The following is a 24759-nucleotide window of genomic DNA, read 5'->3' as shown; positions in this document are numbered from 1 at the left end:
CTCGAGGGGCAGCTTGTGCAACGCCTTCAGCAGCGAGGTTTGGTCATAAGGTACCCGCATGAGCTGTATTTTTCCGTCTTCCCAAGGGGCAAATCCGACCTGGGGTCTCCATCCAACGGCTGCCCCACCGACCCCGGGTTAACCACGGTCACAGGTCCCTGGGGGGTGTGCCCCAACAGCAACACCTCAGCCTGAACGTCGGCACAGGCCTCTGCAAAAAGCGCCGGGCTGGCCTCTGGGCGCAACCGGTCATCGTACAGAGGATCGGAAGGGGTGGCGTGCACCATCTGAAAGCGCACCCCCTTCCCACAGCAGGGAAAGCGGCAGGGCCCGCAGGTAGGCCAGCCCTGCTTTGCCCAGCTGCTCACGGGTCCAATCCCAAAGCAGCTTGCCCAGAGCACCCTTGGGGGTGGGCGCTACTGCCGCCCTCCCCCAGGCCACCGCCTGGTCGTGGTTTCCCCGAACGCCCACCGCGTTGTGCCGGTGCAGCCACTCAATCATTGCCCCCGGCTCCGGCCCATAGTTGACCACATCCCCTCCAAAAAGCACCTGGTACACCGGTCCAGCCGCAGCCTCTACCGCAGCCAGGGCCCAGGGATTGGCGTGGACATCACTTAGCAACAACAGTCTCATGGGGTTTTTCCTTTGGGCAGGTAGCGAATCACCTCGACTTTTTCCATGGTCACCAGGCCCTCCTGGACCATCTGGTCCAAAACCGGTATAAAGGCACGGATTTTCTCCTCTGTATCTACAATCTCCACCAGCAGTGGTAGGTCTTCGGAGAGCTGGAGAATCTTGGCGCTGTGGATGCGGGAGTGTGCGCCATAGCCTTCGAAGCCCTTGAACACGCTTGCCCCTGCCAACCCCCGGGCCCGTGCTTCGGCCACGATGGCCTCGTACAGCGGCCTGCCCTGCCACTTATCGGCCTCCCCGATGAAGATTCGCAGCAGCTTGGCTTCCCTCTCGAGCCTCATCACTCCCTCCTTCACGTCACCAGTCATCCGGTCAGCCAGTACCCCGCGAAGACCGCCAGCAGCCCCAGCCACAGGCTGCCCTGGCTGTACAGCAGCGCCAGGAGCCACTGGCTGTTTTGCATGAGGGTCAGGGTTTCCCAACACAGGGTAAAAAAGGTGGTGAATCCCCCACAAAAGCCCACGGCCAGCAAAAAGCGCCCTTCCTGTGATAGGGCCCCCTCTGCCGAGAAACACAGAAACAGGCCGATCAAGAGGCTCCCCAGCACGTTGATGAGCAGTGTGCTCCAGGGAAACCCGCTCCCGCCCAGGCGCTGCACCCAGGCTCCCAAGCCGTAGCGCAACACCGAACCAACCGCGCCCCCCAGAAAGATCAACGCGTATCGGTCGCTCACGAAACTTTGCAGAAGCTGCATAACCAGACGGAAACCCCTTTCCTGGCAGCTCTAAATCTGTTTACTGCACCACCATCACCGGGCAGGAGGCGTAGTGCAGTACCCGTTCGGAGACCGAGCCCAGCATCCAGCGCTGCACCGGGGTTAGGCCCCGCCGCCCCAGGACGATGAGGTCGCTGCCGTGCTCCTCAGCAAAACGGATGAGCAATTCCGCTGGGTGTCCGACCTTACGGTGCAGATGAAGGGGCACCCCTTGCTTCCTTGCGGTCTCCCGTGCCCAGCGGAAGGCCTCGGCCAGGGGGCCTTGGGCCTCCTCGAGCGTGTCTTCAATCTCCCCCTCGAGTTCAGCGAACTCCGGGGGCCGCACCACCGCCAAAGCACTCACCTCGCTCCCTAAAGCTCCGGCTAGCTCGAGGGCTGTCGTAAGCGCCTTGCGTGCAGACTCAGAGCCATCGTATCCGACCAGGATCTTTCTAAACACGCTCCTCACCTCCCTTGGCCAACCAGGCTTCGATACGCTTTATTCCCTGCTCCAGACGGTCTAAGCCCACCGAGACCTCCCCGTAACCGGCCAGCCTTCGTGTGCTCAACTCTTCGAGGCCCACCCCGTAACTGCGTAATCTTGTTCTGAAGAGCTTTTGTATAGGGATGGTCTAAAAGCGAATTCTCCTCGTGGTATAGGTACCCCAATAGCGGAGCTTCGCTCAAAGCCCGCTCGAGCTGGAGTAAACGGTGCTCCAGCTCTGTCAGGCTGCTCCGTAAACCCCGTCGATGATTGGGAGAAATCGTCACCAGGGTTTTCATGCTTGCCCCTCTACCGGGCTCGGCTTGGCCAGATGCTCAAGGTGTCGCCGAGGCAGAAAGAAGCGGTTGGCGATCCAGGTGGGCACCACCGCGCTAGCGATCACTGCTGCCACCAAGAAGGAGTACTGGGCTTGGGTGATGATTCCGTGGCTGAGGCCATAGAGCGAGCTGATGGTGCCGAAGGTCAGCCCGGTGCTCATCAGGAGCGTGGTGTACATGGATTCCCCGCGCGGATAGCGATAGATACGGGTTATCGGAAACACCCCAGCGAACTTGGTGGCCATCTTGGCCAAAAGCAACGCTACGAAGACCCCGAACCAAGCTACTAGCGCTGGAATCTGCACCAGCGAACCGGCGCGGATGAAGTAGAAGGGGGTGAGAAGACCAAAGGTAAGGGTACGTAGCCGCCGTACCAGGGCGTGATCACGCCCCACTGTCCCGGCCAGCACCATCCCCACGAGGTAGGCCGGAAGCACCGCCTCCGAACCACTCCACACCGCCAAGCCGCCCAGCAAGAATAGTGCAAAGAGCAAAAACTTGGCCTCGAGCTCGCTGGTCCTCCCACCGTAACGCCGGAAGAAGGGGCCGGTGGTTTTGAGCAGCAGCCCCAACCCCAGCGCCAGACTGCCCACGAACAGCAGGGTCCTGGGGCCAAAGGGCGCGAAGAGCAGGCCCAGGGCGATCACCGTCGCCAGGTCGTTGACAAAGCAGGCCGCCAGGATCAGCTTGCCGTAAGCGGTCTGGTTAAGACCCAGCTCGAGCATCACCGCATACACCACCGCCACGCTGGTGGTGGAAAGTGCCACTCCCGCCAGCCACGAGGCCTGAGTCGCCCAGCCCAGCAGAAAGTGAGCGATAGCCGCCACCCCCAAAAAAGGAGCGAAGAACCCCGCCAACCCTAGCACGCTGGCCTCCCTCCAGCTCCTGCGGAAAGCCTCCGGGTCGAGCTCTGCACCGGCCAAAAAGGTCAGCACGATGCTACCCACCCCGGCCAGAAAAGCGACCCAGCTCTGATCCGCTCCGAGAAACTTCGGACCGATTGCCGCGCCAATGACCAGCTGGGCTACCACCCCCACCACGATCTCGGTGAGGGCCACCGAGATGCGCATCCAGATCGAGAGCAGGGTAGCGAAGAGGGCCAGCCCTAACCATAAGGCTGCGCTGAACCAGGTATTGTCCATACCTTCCTCCGGTTGGGGGAGAGCGCAACGAATAGCTCCTACCCCCGGGGGTAGGAGCTATCAGCCTTTTAGGCGGTTTAGGCGAGCTCCATCGCCTTGTTCTGGAGTATAGCAGATCCCAACCGAGTTGAACCATAGGGGCGTGGGGCGGCTGAACCGGGAGTTGGCCCGTCGGCAGCCGGGCGAGGAGACCCGGCGGAGGCTCGCCCGCGCCCATGCCCGCGTGGCACAAGCTCACGACCAGACTTGCCCACAGCTACGGGATCGTGGTGGTGGAGACGCTGAACGTGGTCGGGATGATGCGGAACCACCGCCTAGCACGGGCAGTTGTGGACGCTGCACCGGCCGAACTCCGCAGGCAGCTGGCATACAAGTGCGTGTGGTACGGCTCTCGCCTGGTGGAGGCGGACAGGTTCTGGCCGTCGAGCAAGACGTGCTCCAGCTGCGGCGCGGTGAAGGAAAAGCTCCCGCTGTGGGGGCGCATGTTCCGGTGTGAGGCCTGCGGCCTCGTCTTGGACCGGGATGAGAACGCGGCGCGCAACCTTGCAGCACTTGTGGCTGCCGTCGCCGGGAGTGGACTGGAGACGCTAAACGCCCGTGGACAGGGTGTAAGACCTGCCATCCGGCAGGCAGTCCTGGAGGAAACGGGAAGCCGGGCGCGCGCAAGCGCGTAACCGGCGCCTCCGCCTGGTAACGGGCGGATGTCGGGAACAGATTTCTATGTTCTCGGTAACGGTACCCCCATTCCCGCGGAACATCAGTAACGATTCTCGTTCTCATAACCCATAAATCCGACTGGATTACTTGACATTAAAATCCGCCCCCTCTAGACTGCCCCTTGTTGAGCTTGGGGTGACACCTCAAGCCCGAAAGGAAGCCCTATGAGAAAGGTTCAGATTGCTATCGTCACCGCGCTGGCCCTGGGAGCCCTTGCACAGGCCCAGGGAAGCCTGACCATCTACTCCGGGCGCAGCCAGGGGCTCGTGGACCCCCTGGTCAAGCAGTTTCAGGCCGAAACCGGCATAAGGGTCAACGTGAAGTACGGGCGCGACGCCGAGTTGCTGGCGGCCTTGCAGGAGGAAGGCTCCCGCAGCCCCGCCGACATCTTCTGGGCTAACACCTCCGGAGCCTTGGGGGCTGCGCAGCAGTTGATGATCAAGCTGCCCGCCTCGATCACCAGCAAGCCCAGCGGCTTCGTGCCGGGATCGGTCACCTGGACGCCGCTTTCGATCCGCTTCCGCGTGCTGGCGTACAACACCCAAAAGTTCAAGCCCGAGCAGTTCCCTCAGTCAGTGATGGAACTACCCCAGCAAACCCAGCTCAAAGGGCGCATCGGTTGGACCCCCACCTACTCCAGCTTCCAGGACTTCATCGCCGCCATGATCCTCATCCACGGCGAGGCCAAGACCAAGGAGTGGCTCGAGGGCATGAAGCGGCTCGAGCCCAAGGTCTACCCCTCCAACCCACCCATGATGGAGGCCATCCGCGCCGGCGAGATCGACGTGGCCCTGACCAACCACTACTACATCCAGCGCTTCATCAAGGCCGGCTACCCCATCGGCACCTACTACTTCGCCAAAGGCGACGTGGGCAGCCTGGCTTTGGTGACCGGCGCAGGCATCCTCAAGAGCAGCAAAAACGTCTCCGGCGCCACCCGTTTCCTGGTCTGGCTGCTCTCGCCCAAGGCCCAGCAGTTCTTCCCCGGTGAGCTTTTCGAGTACCCCGTGGTCAAGGGGGCCATCCTGCCCACCACCCTCAACCCCCTCGAGGACATCCTCGCACGCAGCCCCAAGATCGACTTCGAGAAGCTCCCGCTCGAGGGCGCGCTGAAGGTATTGCGCGAAGCCGGGCTGCTCTGATTGGGTCAATCGTCCCGATTGGGTGCCCAAGCAGGCGGAAGGTCGTCATGCCCTCCGCCTGCAACCTTTCAGGCAATTCGTTATCGTGGAGGCTTGTGGAACCGGATACCGCACTCCCCCTCTCCCCCTTGCCGACCTCAGCCTTGCTCGAGCTCATCCGTCGGCGTCGCAGCATCAAGCAGGCCCAGCTTCGCCCCGACCCCATCCCGCGGGAGTACGTCGAGCGCATGCTCGAGGCCGCCAACTGGGCTCCCAACCACGGGGCCTCGGAGCCCTGGCGCTTCACGGTCTTCGCCGGAGAAGCCCGCAGGGCGTTGGGAGAGACCTTCGCCCGCTCCTACCGGCTGGGCATCGATCCCGAAAAGTACAACCCCGAAGCCGAGAAGGCCCAGCTCGAGCGGGTTTGGCTGGCTCCGGTGTGGATCTCCATCGGGATGCAGCCCGGCGGACATCACCCCGAGTGGGAAGAGGTGGCAGCGGTGGGGGCGGCGGTACACGCCGCGCAACTCGTGGCCGCGAGCCTTGGGCTGGGGGCTTTCTGGACTTCGGGGATGCCGGTGCTACACCAGAACACCGCGGAGTTCGTGGGGCTAAAGGCCCCCGCCAGGCTGCTGGGCTTCCTCTACGTGGGCTATCCCGCCATTCCCTGGCCCCAGGGCTTGCGGGGCGACTGGCGGGAGAAAGTGGCCTGGCACTGGGGTTGAGAAGCTAATTGCGAACGGTTCGCAGTGTGCTTTTTGTTGCGAAACCCTAGCGGAAAACTGGGATAAACTCATCAGGCTGTGGTGCACGCCCCCCGCCGACCCGTCCCCTGGCACTTCCTCATCCCCGCACTGATCGCGGGGAGTGGTGTTCTGCTGCCCCTAGCCTACCTGGTGCTGCGGGCCTTTGAGGCCGATCCCCAGACCCTGGCCGAGTTGGTGCTGCGCGAGCGCAACCTGCGGTTGCTGCTCAACACCTTGATCCTGTTGGTGGGGGTATTGTCGGGCACGGCCTTGCTGGCCCTGCCCCTGGCTTGGCTCACCACCCGCAGCGACCTGCGCGGTAAGCGTTTGTGGACGGTGCTCTTGACCCTGCCGCTGGCGGTACCGGGCTTCGTGGGGGCTTATACGCTGCTGGGGGCCACCGGGCCCAGCGGGATGCTCGAGGCCCTCCTGGGCATCGACTGGCCCCGGCCCTGGGGGTACTGGGGAGCCTGGGGCGTGCTGGTGCTCTTCACCTACCCCTACCTCTTCCTCAACCTCAGGGCCGGGCTGCTGGGCCTCGACCCCAGCCTCGAGGAAGCCGCCCAGAGCCTGGGCTACCGCCGGATAGAGGTCTTCTTCAAGGTGGTGCTGCCGCAGCTCAGGCCCGCCTTCTACGCCGGGGGGCTGTTGGTGGGGCTGCACGTGCTGGGCGACTTCGGCGTGGTCAGCCTGATGCGCTACGAAACCTTCAGCTACGCCATCTACCTGCAGTACTCCGCCTCCTTCGACCGCATCTACGCCGCCTGGCTCTCGCTGATGCTCATCGCACTCACCGGGGGGCTGCTGTGGCTCGAGGCCCGCCTGCTCTCGGGGCTCAGCTTTTCGCGGGTGGGCCTGGGCAGCGCCCGCCTCATCCGTCCGGTGCCCCTGGGCCCGTGGCGCTGGCCGAGCTACGCATTGCTGCTGGCCCCGGTGCTGGGCGCGCTGCTCATCCCGCTGGTCACCATGCTCTACTGGACGCTGCGCTTTCCCCACGAAAACCGGGTGTCGGTGGGCGAGGCCCTGGCCAACTCGGCCCAGGCCGCCGCGCCTGCTGCGCTGGTGGCGGTGCTGCTGGCCCTGCCCCTGGCCTACCTGGGGGTGCGCTTCCCCTCGCAGCTCTCGCGGCTCCTGGAGCGCACCGCCTACCTGGGTTACGCCACCCCGCCCCTGGCCTTCGCCCTGGCCCTGATCTTCTTCAGCCTGCGCGGGGCGCCCTTCCTCTACCAGACCCTCACCCTGCTGGTGCTGGCCTACGCCCTGCACTTCATGGCCGAGGCCATCGGGCCCATGCGCAGCGCGCTCTACCAGGCCCCGCCGCGGCTGGAGGAGGCCGCCCGCAACCTGGGCTTTGGCCCCATTCAGGCTTTCCTCAAGGCCACCTTCCCGCTGCTGTGGCGGGGGGTGCTGGCCAGCGTGGCCCTGGTCTTTCTCTCCTCGGTCAAGGAGCTGCCCCTGACCTTCTTGCTGGCCCCGGTGGGCTACAGCACCCTGGCCACCCAGATCTGGGCCTACACTTCGGAGGCCATGTACGCCGAGGCCGCCCCCTATGCGCTGCTGATCGTGCTCTTCTCGGCCTGTTTCGTCGGGCTTTTGATCTCCCAGGAGCGCCGCAAATGAAGCTACCCAGCGTCGAACATCAGCCACCCAACCCCCCGGGGATAACCGCCCAGCCCATCCTGCGCGTCGAAGGGCTCACCAAGCGCTTCCACCCCTCGATGCCCCCGGTCGTCGACAACCTGAGCTTCGAGGTCGCCCCCGGCGAGATCTTCGCCTTGCTGGGGCCCTCGGGCTGTGGCAAGACCACCGCCCTGAGGCTCATCGCCGGCTTCGAGCGCCCCGACAGGGGGCAGGTCTGGCTGGGTCAGGAAAACCTGACCCAGCGCCCCCCCGAAAAGCGCGGCATCGGCTTCGTCTTCCAGGACTACGCCCTCTTCCCCCACCTCAGCGTCTTCGAAAACGTGGCCTTCGGGCTGCGCAACCTCAGCCCCTCCGCCCGCAGGCAGCGGGCCGAGGAGGTGCTGGGCCTGGTGGGCCTCACCGTCTTCAAGGAGCGGCGACCCCACGAGCTCTCCGGCGGGCAGCAGCAGCGGGTAGCCCTGGCCCGCGCCATCGCCCCCGGCCCCAAGGTGGTCCTGCTCGACGAGCCTTTCAGCAGCCTGGACGCGGGCTTACGCCAGGCGACCCGCGACGAGGTGCGCGAGCTGCTCAAGCGCTCGGGCATCGGCGCGGTGCTGGTGACCCACGATCAAGAAGAGGCGCTCTCCTTCGCCGAGCGCCTGGCGGTGATGCGGGCGGGGAGCCTCGAGCAGGTCGGCACCCCCGAAGAGGTCTACACCCGCCCCCGCACCCCCTTCGTGGCCCAGTTCCTCGGGCGCACCAACCTGATCCCCGGCGAGGCCAGGGGCCTCGAGGCCGAAACCCCGCTGGGGCTGCTGCGGCTGGCCGAGGGGGCGGTGGGGCCGGTGCTGCTCTCCTTGCGCCCCGAAGGCTTCGTCCTCCAGCCCGGCGGCGAAGCCGTAGTGCTCAGCCGCGAGTTCAAGGGGCACGACCTCACCTACCAGGTGCGCCTGGACGGGCGGGACTACGTGGTGCAGGCCGACCCCCACTGCCCCTGCCGCCCCGGCGACAAAGTGCGCCTCGAGGTCCGCGATCCGGCGGTGGTCGTGGGCCGCCGCGGAGCAGAGGCCTAGGGCCGATGGCCAAGCGCGCGCATCAGCCACTCCAGGGCGTGTAGCCCGCCTGCACGAAGTAGAGCCCCTGGGGCGGAGCGGTTGGCCCGGCGTCCTTGCGCGTGCCGCGCTCGAGCAGGCGCGGGATATCGCCGGAGTCGCGCTTGCCCAACCCCACCTCGACCAGGGTGCCCACCATGCTGCGCACCTGTCCCCGCACGAAGCCGCTGCCCACGAACTCGAGCCAGATCTCCTGGGCCCTTCGACCCTCCAGCGGGGTGACCACGGTGAGGTGGGCACGGTAGAGCCGCCGCACGGTGCTGCGCTCGGCCTTGATGGCAAAGGCCCGAAAGTCGTGCTCCCCCTCGAGGTGTTCGAGGGCGTGGCGCATGGCCACCAGGTTGAGGGCCTGGGGAATCCACCACACCCGGTGGCGCTCGAGGCTCGGCGCCATGGGGCGTTGCAGGATGCGGTAGCGGTAGTGGCGCCAGCGGCAGCTCTTACGGGCGTGGAAGTCAGGCCCCACCTCCTCGGCGCTCAAAGCCCTGAGGTCGGGGGGCAAGAAGCTGTTGAGGGCATGGGGGATTTTGGCCGTGGGGATAGAGTCGGCGGTGTCGTAGTGAAAGGGCATGGCCAACGCGTGTACCCCGGCGTCGGTGCGACCGGCGGGTACCGCCTTGGGAATCGCTCCGGGAATGCGGGAGAGGGCGGCCTGAAGTACGGCCTGAACGGTGCGCTCTCCTTTGGCCTGGGTCTGTAGCCCGGCAAAGCGGGTGCCGTCGTATTCGACGGCAAGCAGAATACGCCGCACCCCGGCGGGCGCGATGGCCTCGGTCTCGAGCTGTTCTTGCGGCTCCAGCACGGCTATCAATGCTAGCTCATTGTAGCCTTCTACGTCATACGCGAAGGGCTGGCAAGGCAGCGTGCGCTCAGGGCGCGGTGAACTCCAGCCAAAGCCGCCAGGCCTCGATGGGCCGCAAGGATATATCCGCCCCCAGCCGCACCTGCCGCTCGCGGTCGTAGCCAAGGCCAAGGAGGAGCTTGCCCTCCGGAGCCTGCGGGTTCCACCAGCCCCAGGCCTCCAGCCCGCTCGCCCCGTCGAGGGCCCAGCGCAGCCGCCCCCACCATCCGGTGTTCCATTGGTAGTAGAGCTCGCCCAGCTCCCCGCTCACCCCCACGCGCGGTGTGAGGCCCGCGGGCGAGAGCCAACTGCCCGCCTCGAGCCCGCCCACGCGTCCACCCACGTAGCCCTGCCCCTCGACATAGGCCGCCTCGAGGCCCATCCCCTCGCCCAGCCGGTACTGGCCGTAAATCCCCCACCGCCCCTCTTCCCCCCATGGGGTACGCTCGAGGGGAGTGGCGTACACCGCCCGCTTGCCCAGGTAGAGCCGGATCTCGTCGTGGGGGATGAGCATGTATAGCTCCCTCACGCCCCCCCACACCCCGCTGCCAAAGGTGGCGTAGCCGCTGCCCCTGAGCTCGTACCACCCGGCCAACAGGTTGGCCTCGAGGCGCACCCCAAACAACGCCTGCTGCCCCGCGCTCCCACCCTCAAAGCGCCAGAAGCCGCTCGGCAGCAGGTTGAAGCTGAGCAAGCCCGAAAGCAGGGGAATGCTGACCCAGGAATAGAGGCGGCCTTGCATTGGGACCACGATACCATCGCAACAAAGAACCGACCCCGAAGGGTCGGTCCCGGGGGCTCGGTGCGCTAGGAACCGCAGCAACCGCCGCTGCCCTGCCCCTCAGGGGCCTTGGCCCCGTCGGTGCGGAAGGAGTGGCCACAGCCGCAGGAGGAGGTGGCGTTGGGGTTGTTGACGCTGAACCCGCCGCCCATCAGGTTTTCCACCCAGTCTACCTGCGAGCCCACCAGCAACGGCAGCGACATGCGGTCTACGACAAGGCGCACGCCGTGCATCTCGGTGACGGTGTCGCCCTCGAGTTCGCGCTCGTCCACGGCCATGCCGTACTGGTAGCCGCTGCAACCGCCCGACTTGATGAACACCCGGATCGCCGCGTGGGGTTTGTTGTAGCGAGCCAGGATCTCCTTGGCCCGCTCGGCGGCCAGGGGGGTAATCGAAAGCACAGCCTGTTCTTGAACCATCCGCACACCTCCATTGCCTTTCCCCACCGACACCAAGCCAGGGGGTGGGGCGGCAACAGCTCCTGAGAAGAGGTTAGCATACGAAAACCCCGCAAACGTGAGGGGATGCACCGCATGAGCGTCTTGCGTTTGGCGTTCGACCTCCCGCGGGTTATGCTTTTGGGCGGTTATGGATCGCCCCCTGATGATCTTTAGCGGACAGTCCAACGTCCCGCTGGCCCAGGAAATCGCCGACAACCTGGGCGTTCCTTTGGGTAAAAGCACCACCGAGCGCTTCGCCAACGACTGTCTCTTCGTGCGTTATGAGCAGAGCCTGCGCGAGGGCGACGTGTTCATCATCCAGTCCCTCACCCCTCCGGTGCAGGACCACCTGGTTGAGCTGCTGATGATGATCGATGCGGCCAAGAGCTCCAGTGCCGCGCGGGTCACCGCCGTCATCCCCTACTACGCCTACGCCCGCTCCGACAAGAAAGATGCCCCCCGCATCTCCATCACCGCCCGGCTGGTCGCCGACCTGATCCAGACCGCCGGAGCCGACCGGGTGCTCACCATGACCCTGCACTCGGCCCAGGTTCACGGCTTCTTCAAGGTGCCCGTAGACCACCTCTCCGCCGAGCCGGTCATCGCCAACTACTTCGCCACCCGCGTAGACCAGCTCGAGAACGCCGTCATCGTCGCCCCCGACGCCGGCGACCTCAAGCGCGCCAGCGCCCTGGCCCGCCGCCTGGCCCTGCCTTTGGCCTTCATCGACAAGCAGCGCCTCTCCGACACCGAGGTGACCTCGAGGGGCCTCGTCGGCAACGTCAAGGGCAAGATCGCGCTCATCATCGACGACGAGGTCTCCACCGCCGGCACGCTGGTGCAGGCCGTCGACGTGCTCAAGCAGAACGGGGCCGAGGCCGTCTACGCGGCCTTCACCCACGGCGTCTACGTGGGGCCCGCCATCGAGCGCATCGAGAAGAGCCCCATCCTCGAGGTCGCCGCCACCAACACCTGCCTCTACAAGGGCCCGCCCAGCCCCAAGCTGCAGACCCTCTCGGTGGGCCCGCTCTTCGCCGAGGCCATCTGGCGCACCCACCGCGGCGAGTCGGTCTCCTCGCTGTTTACCTGAAAGCCCTCAATTGGGCAGCTTCCACCCGCTGGGCTGCGCCGAGCGGGTCCCGTCCGGGTTGAGCTGCACCCGCACCAGCTTGGAGACCGTCACCGTCGCCGGGTAGGGGCCTGCCCGCTTGCCGGCCTCGGCCAAAGCCTGCACCAGGGCATTGGAGAAGTCCAGCAGCAAGGCGTCTTGTTGCCAGGTGGGTAGGGGGCTCGAGACCGCCACCCGGGTAAAGCAGGCGGGGTTGGGCGTGGCACAGTGGGGCTCCAAGCGGAGCTGCCCGCCCTCGAGGCGCAGCGCGTACGCCCCCAGCTCCACCCGCCCACCCCGCCGGAGGATGGCCTGCCACTGCGCCACCGCCCCGGCCCAGAAAGCCCGGGCCTCGGCCGTGCGCGGCCCGACCGTATATCGCCAGGCGCCAGGGGTGGCCACCGCCCGAGACTGCGAGGCGGTGATCGCGAAGAAGTTCGCCGTCTGCACCACCTGGGCCAACCCGAAGCCGAGCAAGCCCAGCAGGACCGTCGGGACCCAGCGCCTCATTTTGGCCCTGCCACCACCCGGGTGTCCCGCTGCCCCACTCCCTCGGCCTGGGGCAGGGCCAGAGCCTCCGCCAGGAAGGCCCAGAACACCCCCACCAGCAAGCCCAGCACGCCAGCGATGGCCGCGTAAAGCAACGGGCGCGGCGAGGTCGGGCGCAAGGGCTCCGCCGGGGGCACCAGCACCTGCACCTGCAGCGCCTGGCCCACCAGCTGGCTGAGCTGCTCCGGCTTGTCGAGCAGGGGGGCCAGGGTATCGATCCGGGCTTGAAGCTGCGCCGCGGTCGAGCGCAGGCGCGACTCGTCCAGGCTCAGGCTGGTGAAGGCGGGGCTCGAGCTCCGCGCCGTCTCCGGGCCCACCTGCCGGGCCTCCAGGGCCGCCGCAATGGCCGCGTCCGAGCGCCCCTCGGCCGAGAGGTTCTTCAGCTCGGCCTGGATGCGCTTGAGGCTCTCCTGGGTGGACTCGAGGTCAAGTTGCGTCTGCGCCAGCAGGGCCCGGATGTTGGAGACCGCTCCCTCGACCATGCGCGCCCGGAGGTAATCCGTCGCCACCCGCACGATGCGCTCCACCCGCTGGCGGGCCTCATTAGGGGTCCTCCCCTTCGCGCTGAGGTTAAGCAGGCCCTTCTTCTCGTCGAAGCGTGCCCCATAAACCTCGGGGGGTTGGTCAACCCCGAGATCCTTTGCCAGAAGCGTGGTGTTTTGCAAGTCCACGAAACCCTGGGCAAGCCCAGGTAATGACGGGAGATTGCTTAGCACCCCTGATTGCAATTGGTTGTTAAACGATAGGCTGAGGACTACCTTACTGCTATAGGTTTTGGGCCACACCTGGCTCACCGCAAAAACCAAGATGGCCGCGCCCAGGGTAAGGCCTAAAATCAAGTTCTGGCGGCGCTTCAGCACCAAATAGAGATCGCGCAGCGAGAGCTCGTCGCTTTGGGTGTGGGGCTCCATGCTCACGCGCGCATTGTATCAGGGGGCGGTCGGAGCGCCCAAGCCACGGCGACCCACAGCGGGTAGTAGACCCCAGCATAAAACCAGGTGTAGTCAAACAAATTCATGAATAAAGCTGTACCAATCACGGCCAGTGCGGCCCACTGCCCCATCTGCCAGAGCATTCGTATTATGGACCCCCAAAGCCCCAAGAACCCGAACAGGCCAAGTAGTCCCGTCTCAGCCAGGAGATGCAAGAACAGGTTATGGGCATGAGCGGCAGCGGGCTCGAGGGCATTAGGAGGACGATGTTCAAGGTAATAAATCCCGAAGCGATTTGCACCAATTCCGGTAAAGGGATATTCTGTGAAAGCCTGCCAAGCCACCTGCCAAATCTCCAAACGAGATTGGCTCGAGGGTGAACTTAAGTCAGTAAAGCTTATAAGTCTCCCTAAACGATCTTCCCAGCCAGGAAGAAGGACCATCATCAGGCCTGCAGTTAGGATTATCCCCACAGCCCACTTCCAAGCCCGTGGGAATTGAATGACCCAGATCATACTCATGAATAACACGCCTAAAAACGCGGCTCGGCTGCCCGATATCCATACTGTGCCAATCATTGCTGTCAATGCGATTAATGCCAACCTCCAGCCCCCAAGCAGCCAGACAAGGCTAGCAGCTACTACACCAGAAGCACCGAAAGCGTTTGGGTTAATGGCTAGTCCTGCAGCCCGTGACTCACTTGAAAAGTATGAAAAGTATTGCCATACACCAACGCTTAAATGAAGCGCAAGCCCCAAAGTAATCATTAGGGCTGCCCGTGCCCTGCTCACGTAGGTTAGGAGGTAAGACGTTCCATAAAACACCAAAAGCCCTAGAAGTACAGTTCCGAACCACCATACGAAGCGCCCTAGGGGGGTAGGGTCAGGTTGCCCACCAGATCGGTAGGCAGAGGGGAAAGAGCCTAGTTCGAGTTGAGCATAACCGATGTCAATGTACGTCCAGTTGCCCTTAATCTGGACGATATCTGGCCCTTGTACAAGTTCATCACCCGGTCTAACTTGGTAAGTGGCATAGGCACGTTTAAGCCCATCTCCTACGTCAACCAACCGCGTGGGAACTATCTGTCGACCCCGCTTTGTCCAAAACGACAGTTGAAGCGTTACATTACCATCACTTCGGAAGTACAAGCTCTGGGTTAATATCGTTCCTTGCCGGACAGAGTAGTAGAGATCTGAGCTAATTCCCGATAGGCCTTCTCGCTTGTAAAAGCGTACGAAGCCGTCTGCTTGCCGCTCTCCTCGCTTCATGGGGTCATAGGAGAACAAATACCATGGCGTTTCAGGCGCGAATAAGTTCTTTTCTGGCCTCTGATCGTTGACCCAAGGAACTTTTATATCCTCCACCGGACTTAATAACTGCCCCACCCCTCCTACAAATCCTGCAGACAGAAAATAAACCCACAGGGTTGACCTTGACCCTTGGCTTTGATAAGAGCCCTTCCTGAGCCCCAGTATCCCCAGGCATACTGCTGCGGCGGCAAACCCTATGGTAAATAGGGGCAATAAGATAAAGGGTAAACCATACAACCAGGTCACACTTGAAGCACTTTAGCTACTAGCTAATTAGTCGAGTGAGCTCTTTCTATGAGCTCGCGCTCCCACCCGGTATAGTACTGCTTTATAATTTCTGAGGCCGCCTCTTCTGTTAAATACCTCACGTTACTGTATATGGGGTCGCGATAGTCAGCAACCTTACCGCTTTGCAAGGCCCCAATTACTTGCCTAATCCCCTGCTCTACAGTCCACTGGGGCTCAAAGTCAAGGGTTTTGCGAATTTTGCTAAAGTCAACACGGTAGTTGCGCCGATCTCCATCCCGGCCGGAATCGATTAGTTCTGCACTGGGGATAATTCGTTGAATAAGTTCACCAACTTGCCCTAGAGTCATATTCTGCTCATTCGAGCCCACGTTGAAAATCTGGTTGCGTACTAGCTCGACTGGCGCCTCTATAACCTTAAGGACCGCCAAGGCAGCGTCATCCACATGAACGAACGGCCGCCACTGATCCCCCCCGAACACGGTGATCTTACCGTCCACCACAGCCTTGGCTGTCAAGAGGTTGACCACTAGGTCAAAACGTGTACGTCCTGAAAGGCCGTATATGGTGCCGAAGCGGAGGTTAACTACTGCAAACTGTTCATCAGCCAGCATGGCCAGAACTCGTTCCGAGGCGATCTTGCTCCGGGCATAAAGGGACACGGGGTTAAGACTCGAGCGCTCATCAAGAATCTGATCGCTAGCCCCATAGACTGAGCAGGTGCTCGCAAAAATAAACTTTGATATCCCGAATCCCTTGGCCACCTCAGCGATCATCCGAGTCGCCATCAGGTTAATTTCGATGGTTAGGTTCTCATCTACCGCGCAAGCAGGATCGCCCACCAACCCTCCGAGGTGAACAACCGTATCCATCCCCTGCATAGCCTCGACCACCTTATCGACCTGACGGAAATCCGCCTGGATGATTTCGAGGTGGGGGTGATTAATTACGCCCTGGATGGGCTCCTTACCATAGAGAAGTAGATCCAGCAGACGCACTTTGTACCCGCGCTCTAACAGCTTAGGTAGCAACGCCGAACCGATATACCCCGCCCCGCCGATCACCAGCACATTCTTGCCTGAGTTAGCTTTAGGCCGCTCATAAGTAATGACTTCCGCGATCGCCAGTCGTTTCCAAAAGTCCGACCACAACCGTGCCAAGATGATCAGCGGCAGGGCAAAAGCCCAGGCGATGAAAACAACCGACCGGGGAGGGTTCACATGTTGGGGCAACAGGAATCCCAGGAAGCCGAAGAGCAAAAAGCTTAGGGTTACCGCCTGCACGACCACAAGCACCTTATAGCGGCTGGCATAAGCCCGCCCCTTGGTGTAGAAACCGAAGAGTGCAAACACAGCTATCCCCAACGGCAACAAGATCGGCAAGGAGCGTAGATAAATATCTACATAGCCCTGAACCAGGCTGATATCCTGGCTCTTCTCCACGTAGAAGACAACAAACAGCCGGGTAAGCAAGGCCAAGGCGTAGCTAGCTGATAATAGGACAGCATCTGCCAGCACACGCACAAGTATTTCGCGGTTGAGAACTTTCATGCTTTTACCTCGAGGCCTGCTCCATCACCTGTTCAACAGCGGCAGCTGTTGCTTCAATATGCTCCGGCTGGAGAGTGGGGTGCACCAGGAACATCAGTGAGGTCTCGCCAAGTTGCTGTGCGATCGGCAAGCGCTCAGCAGGCCGTAGGCCTGCTTTTTCGAAAGCCTTCTCCAGGTAGATCTCACTGCAGCTGCCGCTAAAGCACGGGATCCCCATCTCGCCAATCGCCATCATAATACGGTCGCGGTCCCAGCCGGGTTTGAGTTTCTCAGGACGCACATAGACGTAGTACTTGTAGTAAGCATGATGAATGTCTCCCGGGGCAGGTGTAATCCGCAGGGCGGGAATTTGCCCGAATCGCTTATTAAGGTAATTGGCATACTCCCTTCGTTTATCGACCCAATGGTCTAGTTTCTTCAAGACCACACGGCCAATAGCGGCTTGTAACTCGAGCATGCGCCAATTGGTGCCGAAGTCCTCATGGAGCCAGCGGAATCCGGGGGGGTGTTGGCGGTTGTATACCGCGTCGTAGCTCTTGCCATGGTCCTTGAACGACCAAGCTTTAGACCAAACCTCAGGATCATTGGTCGTGAGCATTCCACCCTCACCACCCGTGGTAAGGATCTTATCCTGACAAAAGGACCACGCGCCGACATGCCCGATGGAACCCACTGAACGCCCTTTATACTTGGCCCCGTGGGCTTGAGCACAGTCTTCGATCACCTTAAGACCATACTTATCGGCCAGGTCCATGATAGGGTCCATATCGGCTGGCCACCCCGCCAAGTGGACCACGATAATGGCCTTGGTTCGCGAAGTAATCACCTTTTCGATAGTCTCAGCGGTAATATTCCCACTGTTGAAATCAACGTCTGCAAAAACCGGCTTAGCCCCACGCATTACTGCCGCGCTAGCCGAGGCGATAAAGGTACGAGGAGTCGTGATGACTTCATCCCCGCTGCCAATGCCTAAAGCATAAAGGGCGAGCTCGAGGGCTACCGTACCGTTATGCAGGGCCACCGCATAGCGAGTGCCCACATACTCTGCAAACTCCTGCTCAAACAGCCGCCCTTCCTGCCCAGTCCAGTAATTAACCTTTCCAGATTGCAGCACCTTCATGGCCACCTCGATTTCATCGGCTTCGAAGTGGGGCCAAGGTGCAAAGGGCTTGCTTAGCGAGCTCCTCACCATCGTCTAGTCTCCACTCTCCTGTCAAACCACCATAAGCTTTAGTGGCGCTGCTTAATGACTTTTGCGGGGATCCCCACCGCGGTGACATGTGAAGGCAAATCCCGGGTTACCACCGCTCCGGCTCCCACTGTGGTCCAGGCTCCAACACGGACTAGCGGAATAGCAACACTACCGGTTCCCATCATTACGCCCTCCTCCAGGACAACCCCACCAGCAAGGTGAACCCCGGGCGTGACCTGGGCATAATCATCTAAAAAACAGTCGTGATCTACGGTAGCCCCCGTGTTTACTACCACGTGCCTGCCGAGCTTGACATCAGGCTGGACGACTGTTCCCGCGAAGACCACCGACCCCTCACCAACCTGAGCCGAGGGATCTACCCAAGCAGAAGGGTGAATGAGGCTGACCCAATTCACATCCCTGAGGCACTCGGCAATACGCTTTCTTATACGGTTATCACCAATCCCGATGACTGCCTTCAGCCCAGGGTACTCTCTAGCTGACTCCACGGGCCCTAAGACGGGGACTCCCAATAGGCTCTGGCCTTTCTTGGCAGGGTCATCATCAAAAACACCAGCGATTGGCTGTCCTAGAGCTTTTAGCAAGCCAATAATCACCTTGGCATGCCCGCCAGCGCCGATGACAAATATAGCCTCAGCCATTTTGGGAACCCCTAAATTCTGGCATTGTGGCATGGCCAGCCGCACTAATCCCATCCCGCCGAACAACTTTAAGGATTGTTAACCAGAGGATTCTTAGATCCAACGTTAGGGTCCAATTGTCCACATACCATACATCGAGCTTAAACTTCTCTTCCCAAGTCAAGGCGTTACGTCCATTAACCTGTGCCCATCCGGTTATGCCTGGCTTAACCTCATGCCGTCGAGCTTGTTCCGGCGTATAGAGCTCGAGGTATTTCATTAGTAAGGGGCGAGGACCGACTAGGCTCATCTCTCCCTTGATTACGTTCCACAGCTCCGGCAGCTCATCCAGGCTTGTACTTCGCAGAAATTTGCCGAACCGGGTCAGTCGCTGGTCGTCAGGTAGTAATTTCCCCTCAGAGTCTCGAGCATCAGACATGGTGCGAAACTTGTACATTACAAAGGGCTTGCCGCCCAAGCCAGGGCGCATTTGGGTAAAAAAAATAGGCGACCCTAAATTTCTACGCACAAGGTAGGCTACGATGGCTATCAGGGGGGAGAGAAGCACGATGGCCAATCCCGCACCCATAAGATCAAGTACCCTTTTAAGCATTAAAGACCGCACTTCTTTTCTCCCTCAGCGCTTCGTCATACAGCTCCACGTGGAGGCGCAGGATGTTTGCGAGATCATACGCACGTATGACCCCGAGTCCGTGCTTCCCCATTCTATCTGCCTCCTCAGGATGATTGATCAAGTACTGCATCGCTTCCGCCAAGGCTACAACATTACCCACAGGCACAACAATTCCAGCTCCACTTTCTAGAAGGTCGCGTGTTCCCCGAGCATCTGCACCAATCACTGGAACGCCAAGGGCCATCGACTCCATTACTGCTCTAGGCAGTCCCTCGCGCTCGGACGTGAGTACGGTGGCAACCGATGCCCGCATCAAGGCAGGTATGTCTTTCCGAAACCCCAAAAAGCGCACTTGTTCGGCTACCCCAACCCTTTGAGCCAGCTCTTCGATCCTGGGGCGTAGCGGTCCTTCCCCGGCAAAAGCCAGCACCACCTCTTTCCTACGGAGCAACGCCAGCGCCTCAATAGCATCTTTATGGCGCTTACCCGGGTCAAAAGCCGCCACCATTAGTAAGAGTTTGTGTCTTTCCTCGAGTTTTAGCTCTTCACGCACCCGCTTAATATCCTCCTGAGAAACCCGCTCTGCGGTGTATTGGTCAAGGTCAATACCAATACCGGGCATGTAGCGAACCCGCTCTGGGGGAACAATACGGTAACGTCTGGCTGCCGCCTCATCCTCACGGTTGATGACCACTAGATAATCGGTCCAGCGCCCGGCCAATTTCTCGAGTCCCAGGAATATTGCATTGCTCAACGGACGGCCGTTACGGTGGAAGTGGAAGCCGTGAGCGGTATAAATTATCTTTGGCTTCCCAATTCGCCGTAAGTTCCTCAGTGCATAGCGGGTAACAAAGGCCGCTACCGGGGTATGTACGTGAACCAAATCGTAGTCACCTCGTTCAACGATTTTTCGTACTTGTGCTGAAGCTCGAGTAAGGTTCCTTAAATTTAATGGATTGCGGGTCCAGTCAATTTCATATATACGATCATAAGAGCTCTGGCATGCCGTACACGTCTTGATCTCTGCCGCCACAGCATCTACTAGCCAGCCTTGTGATCTAAGGTACTGGGATATTGGCAATAAAAATGCTCTTTGAGTGATTTCCATGGTAGTGATGCTGACCAATCGAGGACTCATGACTACCACCCAGGCACTCTCTGCTCTCTGATTTTTTGCAAAACTTCCACAGCTACGCTCAATGAGGTTTTATCTATAGGATTATACATTCGACTGGCCACCAATTGCTCTTTCTTAAGACTAGATAGGCCTAAAAGCACAGCAGATTTTGCCAGAGACCGGATATACAAAGCAACAGCCCATGGCCAACCGACCAAGTTAGGACCGTGTTTCAGAAGCACCTTTCTTTCTGAAGAATAGCTAGTCAAGTATAGCCTTGGGCGAACATTCCCAACAAGGCGGTAGAAAAACAATGCTTCTTGTAGGTGAGCAAACTTACTGCTTTTAAAGGTCCTTGCCCACAGCTCCCGATCCTCAGCTCTTGGATAAGCAGGATCATACTGATGGCTTAATAGCCATTCGCGTCGGGTCATTATAGAAGGATGTAAGAATCCTCCCCATTTAAGGAGGGCTAGGGGGGTGGGTAGGCCGGGCGAGGTTCCACGTAGGCCAACGGGATAGCCTTCTTTATTAAGAATGAAGGCGCCCGTATCTATCACATCTACTTGAGTGTTTGATTTCAGAAAATTGTACTGCTTAGCAATTCTCTCGGGGTGCATCAGGTCATCCGCGTCCATTCTTGCCAGATACGTTCCTGAGGCCAATTGGGTGATCTGGTTTAAACGAGCCACTAAGCCAAGGTTCTTTCCATCACTTACAACGTGTACTCGTGGATCCTGAATACGTCGGGCGAGTTCAAGTGAACCATCCGTCGATCCGTCATCCATCAGTATGAGCTCCCAATCTTGAAAGCTCTGAGCAAAGACGGAGCGAACAGCATCTACCAGCGCGTGTCCTGGATTAAAAAAAGGTATACCTATCGTGACTAAAGGATTTTTTGCGTTTTTTAGCATGTCTACCACACCTCATCAAATATAGTTTTATACGGCATAAAAGGAGTGGGGGTACCAGTAAGTTGCCCATCAACATCAAGCAAGAAATTACGGTAATTTCCCAAAGCACCGATTAAACCAGCAATACACAAAGCCACCAGGAACATCCTATCTGGGGGTGTCTTACTCTGGTTATACATGCGCAAAAGAACCAACGGATAGGTGAAAGTGGCAAGGTCCAATAAGCGAATGCCCGCATATGACACTAAAGTCAGTGCCTGAAAAAATAAAATCAAACTTCCATAAACAAATATGAGCTTGATTTTGCTCTGAAGAGGTATCTTTGTAACAAGGGTCAGGATGATAAGAGCAAAGCTTACAGCACTCTTTGAAAGCCCCGACAGAAGGCTTGGCGCTTCGCTCACCGAGTAGAGATTAAGCTTCCCAAGGAAGTATTCGTAGTTTAGCATTACGGGCACCGAAAACAACAACAAAACAAGCAGAAAGAACTGCGGTCGAGCAAACTTAACTTCAAACATCATTAGTATAAAAACTACCACAATAATTGAATAATGAAATGAAAATGCCAGAGCTGAATAAAGCCAGAAGCCAATCTTCCTACCTTTTCGGAGATCTTGAAAACCAAGCAAAAAGAATACCGCCGCCAGCCCGAGACGTATAACATTCATGCTATAAGGATAAAAGAAGGTGGGTATAAAAAATGCAAGCGCAAAAAAAATCTCATTCCTGTTGGCACGCTTGATAAATATCAACATTGCACACAAGAAGGCTAGCGCTATTAGGCGTATAGACAGTACGTCGGAATTGGTTATTGCGGTTACAATTTTTAATAATAAAACGAAACCTGGTTCTATTCCCGCAATCCCCAAAGATTCGCCGACAAGAAGGTTTTCGCTAATATCTTCATAGGCGGCAGTGTCGGTACCGCTGCCTCGGAAAAACGAGACTAGACTTAACAAAATTAGAAGCAAATAAATAAGGGCCTTGCTGCGAAAACCCAGCATCCATAGGGATAGTATCCCATAATTAATGATCCACCCCACTATATAGGGCAATGTGCACACCTCCCATACGTAGTTTCAGCAACAGGTCTCATACAAGCTACACAGCGCTGGCAAGCACCGCCATATATTGCTCAAGAATTGTGTCACCCCACCTGTTTAGAGACCAGCTTTCTCGCACATACTTTTGGGCGTTGCTCCCCACTTGAATAGCAAAAGCTTCATCTTCAAGGGCAAGCAGTGCACCAACCAGCTCGCCAAGACTGCCCGGCTCATAGAGCAAACCTGTAATTCGATCTTGAATCATCTCTGCTAGCCCACCTATCCTGGTAGCTACCAACGGCTTTCCTAGCGCCATTGCCTCCAGCGCCGCAATTGAGGTAGCCTCCACTACACCGTGTACAGGTATTGAAGGCACTAGAACAATGTTAGCCTGATGCATCAGCGCTAACACTATCTCATTTGGTTGCGCGCCAAGCATTCGTACTCTTTGCTGTATTCCGTTCTTAACAGAAAAATCGCGAATGGGCTCTGCAAAAGGACCATCGCCAGATATCCAGAATACGTAGCTCTCCGGTAAAAGTAGCAATGACCTGATGGCGTAGTGAACACCATTCTTCTCGACCAAACGACGGGGAATAAAGATTATTCTCTTACCGGCGGCCTGTTCACTTACCATTTCTCGCACTAATGTATGATTTTTAAGAGCTGTTGCTTTACGGACCACCTCAGAACTATTTACAGCATTATGTATGACCCTAATCCGATTTTTTTGTACTCCAAAATCTTCCTCGAGAATTGAAGCCTGTCCCTGATCAACAGCAATTAAACCATTTACCTTTTGATATACCTCTGTTTCTATTTGACGTATAAAGTCTGCTGTTTTAGCGTCACCAAAGTCCATAAGGATTTCCCGGGACCCTGGCCCATGAACCGTGTGTATGATTGGCAGTCTCCCATACTCTAATGCGGCTTTAGCTGCTGATACATCATGAGTGTGTATGATCGCTCTGTAATTGCGGGGAATCACCAGCTGATCAAGCCACGACTTGATCCTTCTCTGCTTTTGTTTGATACTACCCCGTCTCGCCTTTGACAAGTTAAAGCCTGCAGAAAGCACTAAACCTACCTTATCAACCAGGCCAGGCTGCGGAGGAAACCAATAAGCAACTTCATTACCACGCCCTTTTAGCATCTCTATAAGAGTCTCAACATGGCTAGTAACTCCACCTACTCCTGCGCCATAGCGCGGTATCACAACAAAAAGAGGCTTTCGTTTATACATGATTTACACCCTCGTACTTAATCAGCTGAGCATTTTACCTTATTAACAGCCATCTTTCCAATCACGCCCCAAATAACAGCCACAGTAAGCATAAGCTGAGAAACCAAGGTTGCTACAGCAGCTCCTATCCAACCGTAGAGAGGAATAAGCCATAGGTTCAGTAATACACTTAATAGAAGGGCCACCAGTTGGGCTCGAGTTCGAACAACTTGGTGACCACTACCCGTTAGAGCATCAGCAAACGGGGCATAAATACTCTGTAGTATTAGACTAAATGTCAAGAATCTGATGGCGTGACTGCTATCCTTAAACTCTTGCCCCAACAACACAGGGGCCAAAGGGCCAGCAACCCAGAGAAAAACAGATACAAGAAAGGCATAGCCCATCGTAATAGGGAACATTCTCAATGCTAGCTTAGTGGCGCGACAAACACTTTTTTGTCCTTCCTCAAAAAATTTGGGATAAGTTGTTGTCAGCACTGCACTTAAAGGCAAAAAGGCTACTTGCGTCAAACGATGGGCGGCCGCATAAAGCCCAACGACCTCTAAAGACGCCATCTTGGCGAGCATAGCTTTATCAAGGTCAGTATAGGCGTTTTGTGATGCCAGACCTATCGCGAAATGAACACCTGGCTTTATTCGCCCCTTTACTTCTTTCCATGTACCCTGTGGTCTCCCCCAAGAAGCTATGGTAATGACGAGTCCGATTATGCCCACAACAACAAGGTAAATAGCGTATAGCACACCCCAGTTTTCTTCTTTCCCACCCACTAACTGGAGAGTATAAACACTGCCCAAAAGCAAAACTCCCGATATTAATTCAAGCAAACTATTGGTATGTAGTTGGCGGTTAGCGATGTTTACACCCTGTACTAAGGTAAGGACACGCCCTCCTGTGAGCTGCCCTATACCTAGCCCAAGAATAACAGCCCAGGGGATCTCAGGAAGAAATAACAGTTTTATAAGGATAAGGACACTTAAGCCTAGGGGAAAGGTTAGCAGAAGAAGGGTTAGGATATTACCAACAGCCACACGTGTAGGTATGCCTGCAGTAATGTCGCGTACTACAAGGCTATAAGCTCCAAGTTCAACGAAAGGACTGATAAGGGCTACTACTGATAGCGCTGCTGCCACAGCCCCGTACCCATCAGGACCAATAACTCGCGCAAGGTATATGAAGGACAAGGTTTGAAAAACAACACGGAATACATACCCAACTAACATCCAGCCAGTATTTCTAGTTGTTTGGCCTGAGAGGAACTTTGTTAATAAAACAAGATTTTTCATAAGATATCATCCGCAAAGCTAGATGCGCTGTATATGTACTAAAGAACTTAATTCATGCAACATAGTAATCACCTCATTTGCCACCTGAAGTCAGACCAACACACCCGAGTGGATAAGGTTGTGGGCAGCGATTTTGAGAAGGTCTTGGCCTGCCCCACGTGCAGGTGAAGCGAGCGAATAGCGTGGCCCTCCCAACCAGCCCCTCGACAACACGGCTCTCGTGCACGTGCGCAGGCACAAAGGCCCAAGGTCGGAACAACCCCCC

Annotated in this window: 26 protein-coding genes and 1 riboswitch; of the genes, 6 read left to right on the top strand and 20 right to left on the bottom strand. The window is 58.4% G+C overall.

Going from position 1 to position 24759, the window contains the following annotated elements:
• Positions 1–249: 249 nt before the first annotated feature.
• The 5 genes from B047_RS17180 to B047_RS0105800 form a co-directional block, all read right to left on the bottom strand.
• A complete protein-coding gene (locus B047_RS17180) occupies positions 250–633 on the bottom strand; it encodes a metallophosphoesterase family protein (protein ID WP_084784945.1) in 384 nt (127 codons plus the stop codon).
• The gene (locus tag B047_RS0105815) at positions 630–974 is read right to left on the bottom strand and encodes a DUF190 domain-containing protein (RefSeq protein ID WP_026234628.1); all 345 of its coding nucleotides are present in this window, start codon (positions 972–974) and stop codon (positions 630–632) included. The genes B047_RS17180 and B047_RS0105815 overlap by 4 nt, the downstream gene beginning before the upstream one ends.
• A gap of 23 nt (positions 975–997) precedes the next feature.
• Positions 998–1387 carry a fluoride efflux transporter CrcB gene (gene crcB, locus B047_RS0105810; RefSeq protein ID WP_018466020.1) on the bottom strand — a complete coding sequence of 130 codons (390 nt, stop codon included), beginning with the start codon at positions 1385–1387 and terminating at the stop codon, positions 998–1000.
• A 40-nt stretch (positions 1388–1427) separates the two neighbouring features.
• On the bottom strand, positions 1428–1847 hold the full coding sequence (locus B047_RS0105805; RefSeq protein WP_026234627.1) for a universal stress protein: 420 nt from the start codon (positions 1845–1847) through the stop codon (positions 1428–1430).
• A gap of 319 nt (positions 1848–2166) precedes the next feature.
• The gene (locus tag B047_RS0105800) at positions 2167–3351 is read right to left on the bottom strand and encodes a cation:proton antiporter (protein WP_018466018.1); all 1185 of its coding nucleotides are present in this window, start codon (positions 3349–3351) and stop codon (positions 2167–2169) included.
• Between the two features lie 44 nt (positions 3352–3395).
• Positions 3396–3456, bottom strand: a riboswitch (Fluoride riboswitch).
• 110 nt (positions 3457–3566) lie between these two features.
• On the opposite strand from B047_RS0105800, the gene B047_RS16315 reads away from it, so the two are divergent.
• From B047_RS16315 to B047_RS0105775, 5 genes are all read left to right on the top strand, one after another.
• Positions 3567–4025, top strand: coding sequence for an RNA-guided endonuclease InsQ/TnpB family protein (locus B047_RS16315; RefSeq protein WP_018466017.1), 459 nt, complete (start codon positions 3567–3569; stop codon positions 4023–4025).
• Positions 4026–4232: 207 nt separating this feature from the next.
• On the top strand, positions 4233–5210 hold the full coding sequence (locus B047_RS0105790) for an iron ABC transporter substrate-binding protein (protein WP_018466016.1): 978 nt from the start codon (positions 4233–4235) through the stop codon (positions 5208–5210).
• A 95-nt stretch (positions 5211–5305) separates the two neighbouring features.
• A complete protein-coding gene (locus tag B047_RS0105785) occupies positions 5306–5914 on the top strand; it encodes a nitroreductase family protein (RefSeq protein ID WP_018466015.1) in 609 nt (202 codons plus the stop codon).
• 78 nt (positions 5915–5992) lie between these two features.
• Entirely contained in the window at positions 5993–7555 is a 1563-nt protein-coding gene (locus B047_RS0105780) for an ABC transporter permease (protein WP_018466014.1), read from the top strand.
• A gap of 41 nt (positions 7556–7596) precedes the next feature.
• A complete protein-coding gene (locus B047_RS0105775) occupies positions 7597–8628 on the top strand; it encodes an ABC transporter ATP-binding protein (RefSeq protein ID WP_040779438.1) in 1032 nt (343 codons plus the stop codon).
• Positions 8629–8650: 22 nt separating this feature from the next.
• On the opposite strand, the gene truA is transcribed toward B047_RS0105775, so the two are convergent.
• From truA to B047_RS0105760, 3 genes are all read right to left on the bottom strand, one after another.
• Entirely contained in the window at positions 8651–9418 is a 768-nt protein-coding gene (truA, locus tag B047_RS0105770; RefSeq protein ID WP_026234625.1) for a tRNA pseudouridine(38-40) synthase TruA, read from the bottom strand.
• A gap of 118 nt (positions 9419–9536) precedes the next feature.
• Positions 9537–10250: a hypothetical protein gene (locus B047_RS0105765; RefSeq protein ID WP_018466011.1), complete on the bottom strand. Its 714-nt coding sequence runs from the start codon at positions 10248–10250 to the stop codon at positions 9537–9539.
• A gap of 65 nt (positions 10251–10315) precedes the next feature.
• Positions 10316–10708, bottom strand: coding sequence for a HesB/IscA family protein (locus B047_RS0105760; RefSeq protein WP_026234624.1), 393 nt, complete (start codon positions 10706–10708; stop codon positions 10316–10318).
• Positions 10709–10877: 169 nt separating this feature from the next.
• On the opposite strand from B047_RS0105760, the gene B047_RS0105755 reads away from it, so the two are divergent.
• Positions 10878–11819 carry a ribose-phosphate diphosphokinase gene (locus tag B047_RS0105755; RefSeq protein ID WP_018466009.1) on the top strand — a complete coding sequence of 314 codons (942 nt, stop codon included), beginning with the start codon at positions 10878–10880 and terminating at the stop codon, positions 11817–11819.
• Between the two features lie 6 nt (positions 11820–11825).
• On the opposite strand, the gene B047_RS0105750 is transcribed toward B047_RS0105755, so the two are convergent.
• The 12 genes from B047_RS0105750 to B047_RS17505 form a co-directional block, all read right to left on the bottom strand.
• The gene (locus B047_RS0105750; RefSeq protein ID WP_018466008.1) at positions 11826–12347 is read right to left on the bottom strand and encodes a hypothetical protein; all 522 of its coding nucleotides are present in this window, start codon (positions 12345–12347) and stop codon (positions 11826–11828) included.
• Positions 12344–13297 carry a Wzz/FepE/Etk N-terminal domain-containing protein gene (locus B047_RS0105745; RefSeq protein ID WP_169336588.1) on the bottom strand — a complete coding sequence of 318 codons (954 nt, stop codon included), beginning with the start codon at positions 13295–13297 and terminating at the stop codon, positions 12344–12346. The genes B047_RS0105750 and B047_RS0105745 overlap by 4 nt, the downstream gene beginning before the upstream one ends.
• Before the next feature lie 2 nt (positions 13298–13299).
• The gene (locus tag B047_RS17520) at positions 13300–14874 is read right to left on the bottom strand and encodes an O-antigen ligase family protein (RefSeq protein WP_157205823.1); all 1575 of its coding nucleotides are present in this window, start codon (positions 14872–14874) and stop codon (positions 13300–13302) included.
• 23 nt (positions 14875–14897) lie between these two features.
• The gene (locus B047_RS0105735; protein ID WP_026234622.1) at positions 14898–16424 is read right to left on the bottom strand and encodes an NAD-dependent epimerase/dehydratase family protein; all 1527 of its coding nucleotides are present in this window, start codon (positions 16422–16424) and stop codon (positions 14898–14900) included.
• 4 nt (positions 16425–16428) lie between these two features.
• A complete protein-coding gene (locus tag B047_RS0105730; protein ID WP_018466004.1) occupies positions 16429–17616 on the bottom strand; it encodes a DegT/DnrJ/EryC1/StrS family aminotransferase in 1188 nt (395 codons plus the stop codon).
• 38 nt (positions 17617–17654) lie between these two features.
• On the bottom strand, positions 17655–18278 hold the full coding sequence (locus B047_RS0105725) for an acetyltransferase (protein ID WP_018466003.1): 624 nt from the start codon (positions 18276–18278) through the stop codon (positions 17655–17657).
• A complete protein-coding gene (locus tag B047_RS0105720) occupies positions 18271–18870 on the bottom strand; it encodes a sugar transferase (RefSeq protein ID WP_040779434.1) in 600 nt (199 codons plus the stop codon). The genes B047_RS0105725 and B047_RS0105720 overlap by 8 nt, the downstream gene beginning before the upstream one ends.
• Positions 18863–19999 carry a glycosyltransferase family 4 protein gene (locus B047_RS0105715; RefSeq protein ID WP_211209129.1) on the bottom strand — a complete coding sequence of 379 codons (1137 nt, stop codon included), beginning with the start codon at positions 19997–19999 and terminating at the stop codon, positions 18863–18865. Before B047_RS0105715 ends, B047_RS0105720 begins: the two co-directional genes overlap by 8 nt.
• Positions 20000–20031: 32 nt before the next feature.
• The gene (locus B047_RS17515; protein WP_084784943.1) at positions 20032–20922 is read right to left on the bottom strand and encodes a glycosyltransferase family 2 protein; all 891 of its coding nucleotides are present in this window, start codon (positions 20920–20922) and stop codon (positions 20032–20034) included.
• A 2-nt stretch (positions 20923–20924) separates the two neighbouring features.
• Complete coding sequence (locus B047_RS0105710; protein ID WP_084784942.1) at positions 20925–21926, bottom strand: EpsG family protein; 1002 nt, start codon at positions 21924–21926, stop codon at positions 20925–20927.
• 97 nt (positions 21927–22023) lie between these two features.
• Positions 22024–23208 (bottom strand): glycosyltransferase family 4 protein, encoded by a 1185-nt coding sequence (locus B047_RS17510; RefSeq protein WP_084784941.1) that lies wholly within the window; start codon positions 23206–23208, stop codon positions 22024–22026.
• A gap of 17 nt (positions 23209–23225) precedes the next feature.
• Entirely contained in the window at positions 23226–24494 is a 1269-nt protein-coding gene (locus tag B047_RS17505; protein WP_084784940.1) for an oligosaccharide flippase family protein, read from the bottom strand.
• Positions 24495–24759: the final 265 nt, after the last annotated feature.

Source organism: Calidithermus timidus DSM 17022 (genome assembly GCF_000373205.1).
Lineage (GTDB): Bacteria > Deinococcota > Deinococci > Deinococcales > Thermaceae > Calidithermus > Calidithermus timidus.
The sequence above is the reverse complement of the archived record's forward strand: the minus strand, read 5'-3'. Positions and strand labels throughout refer to the sequence as shown.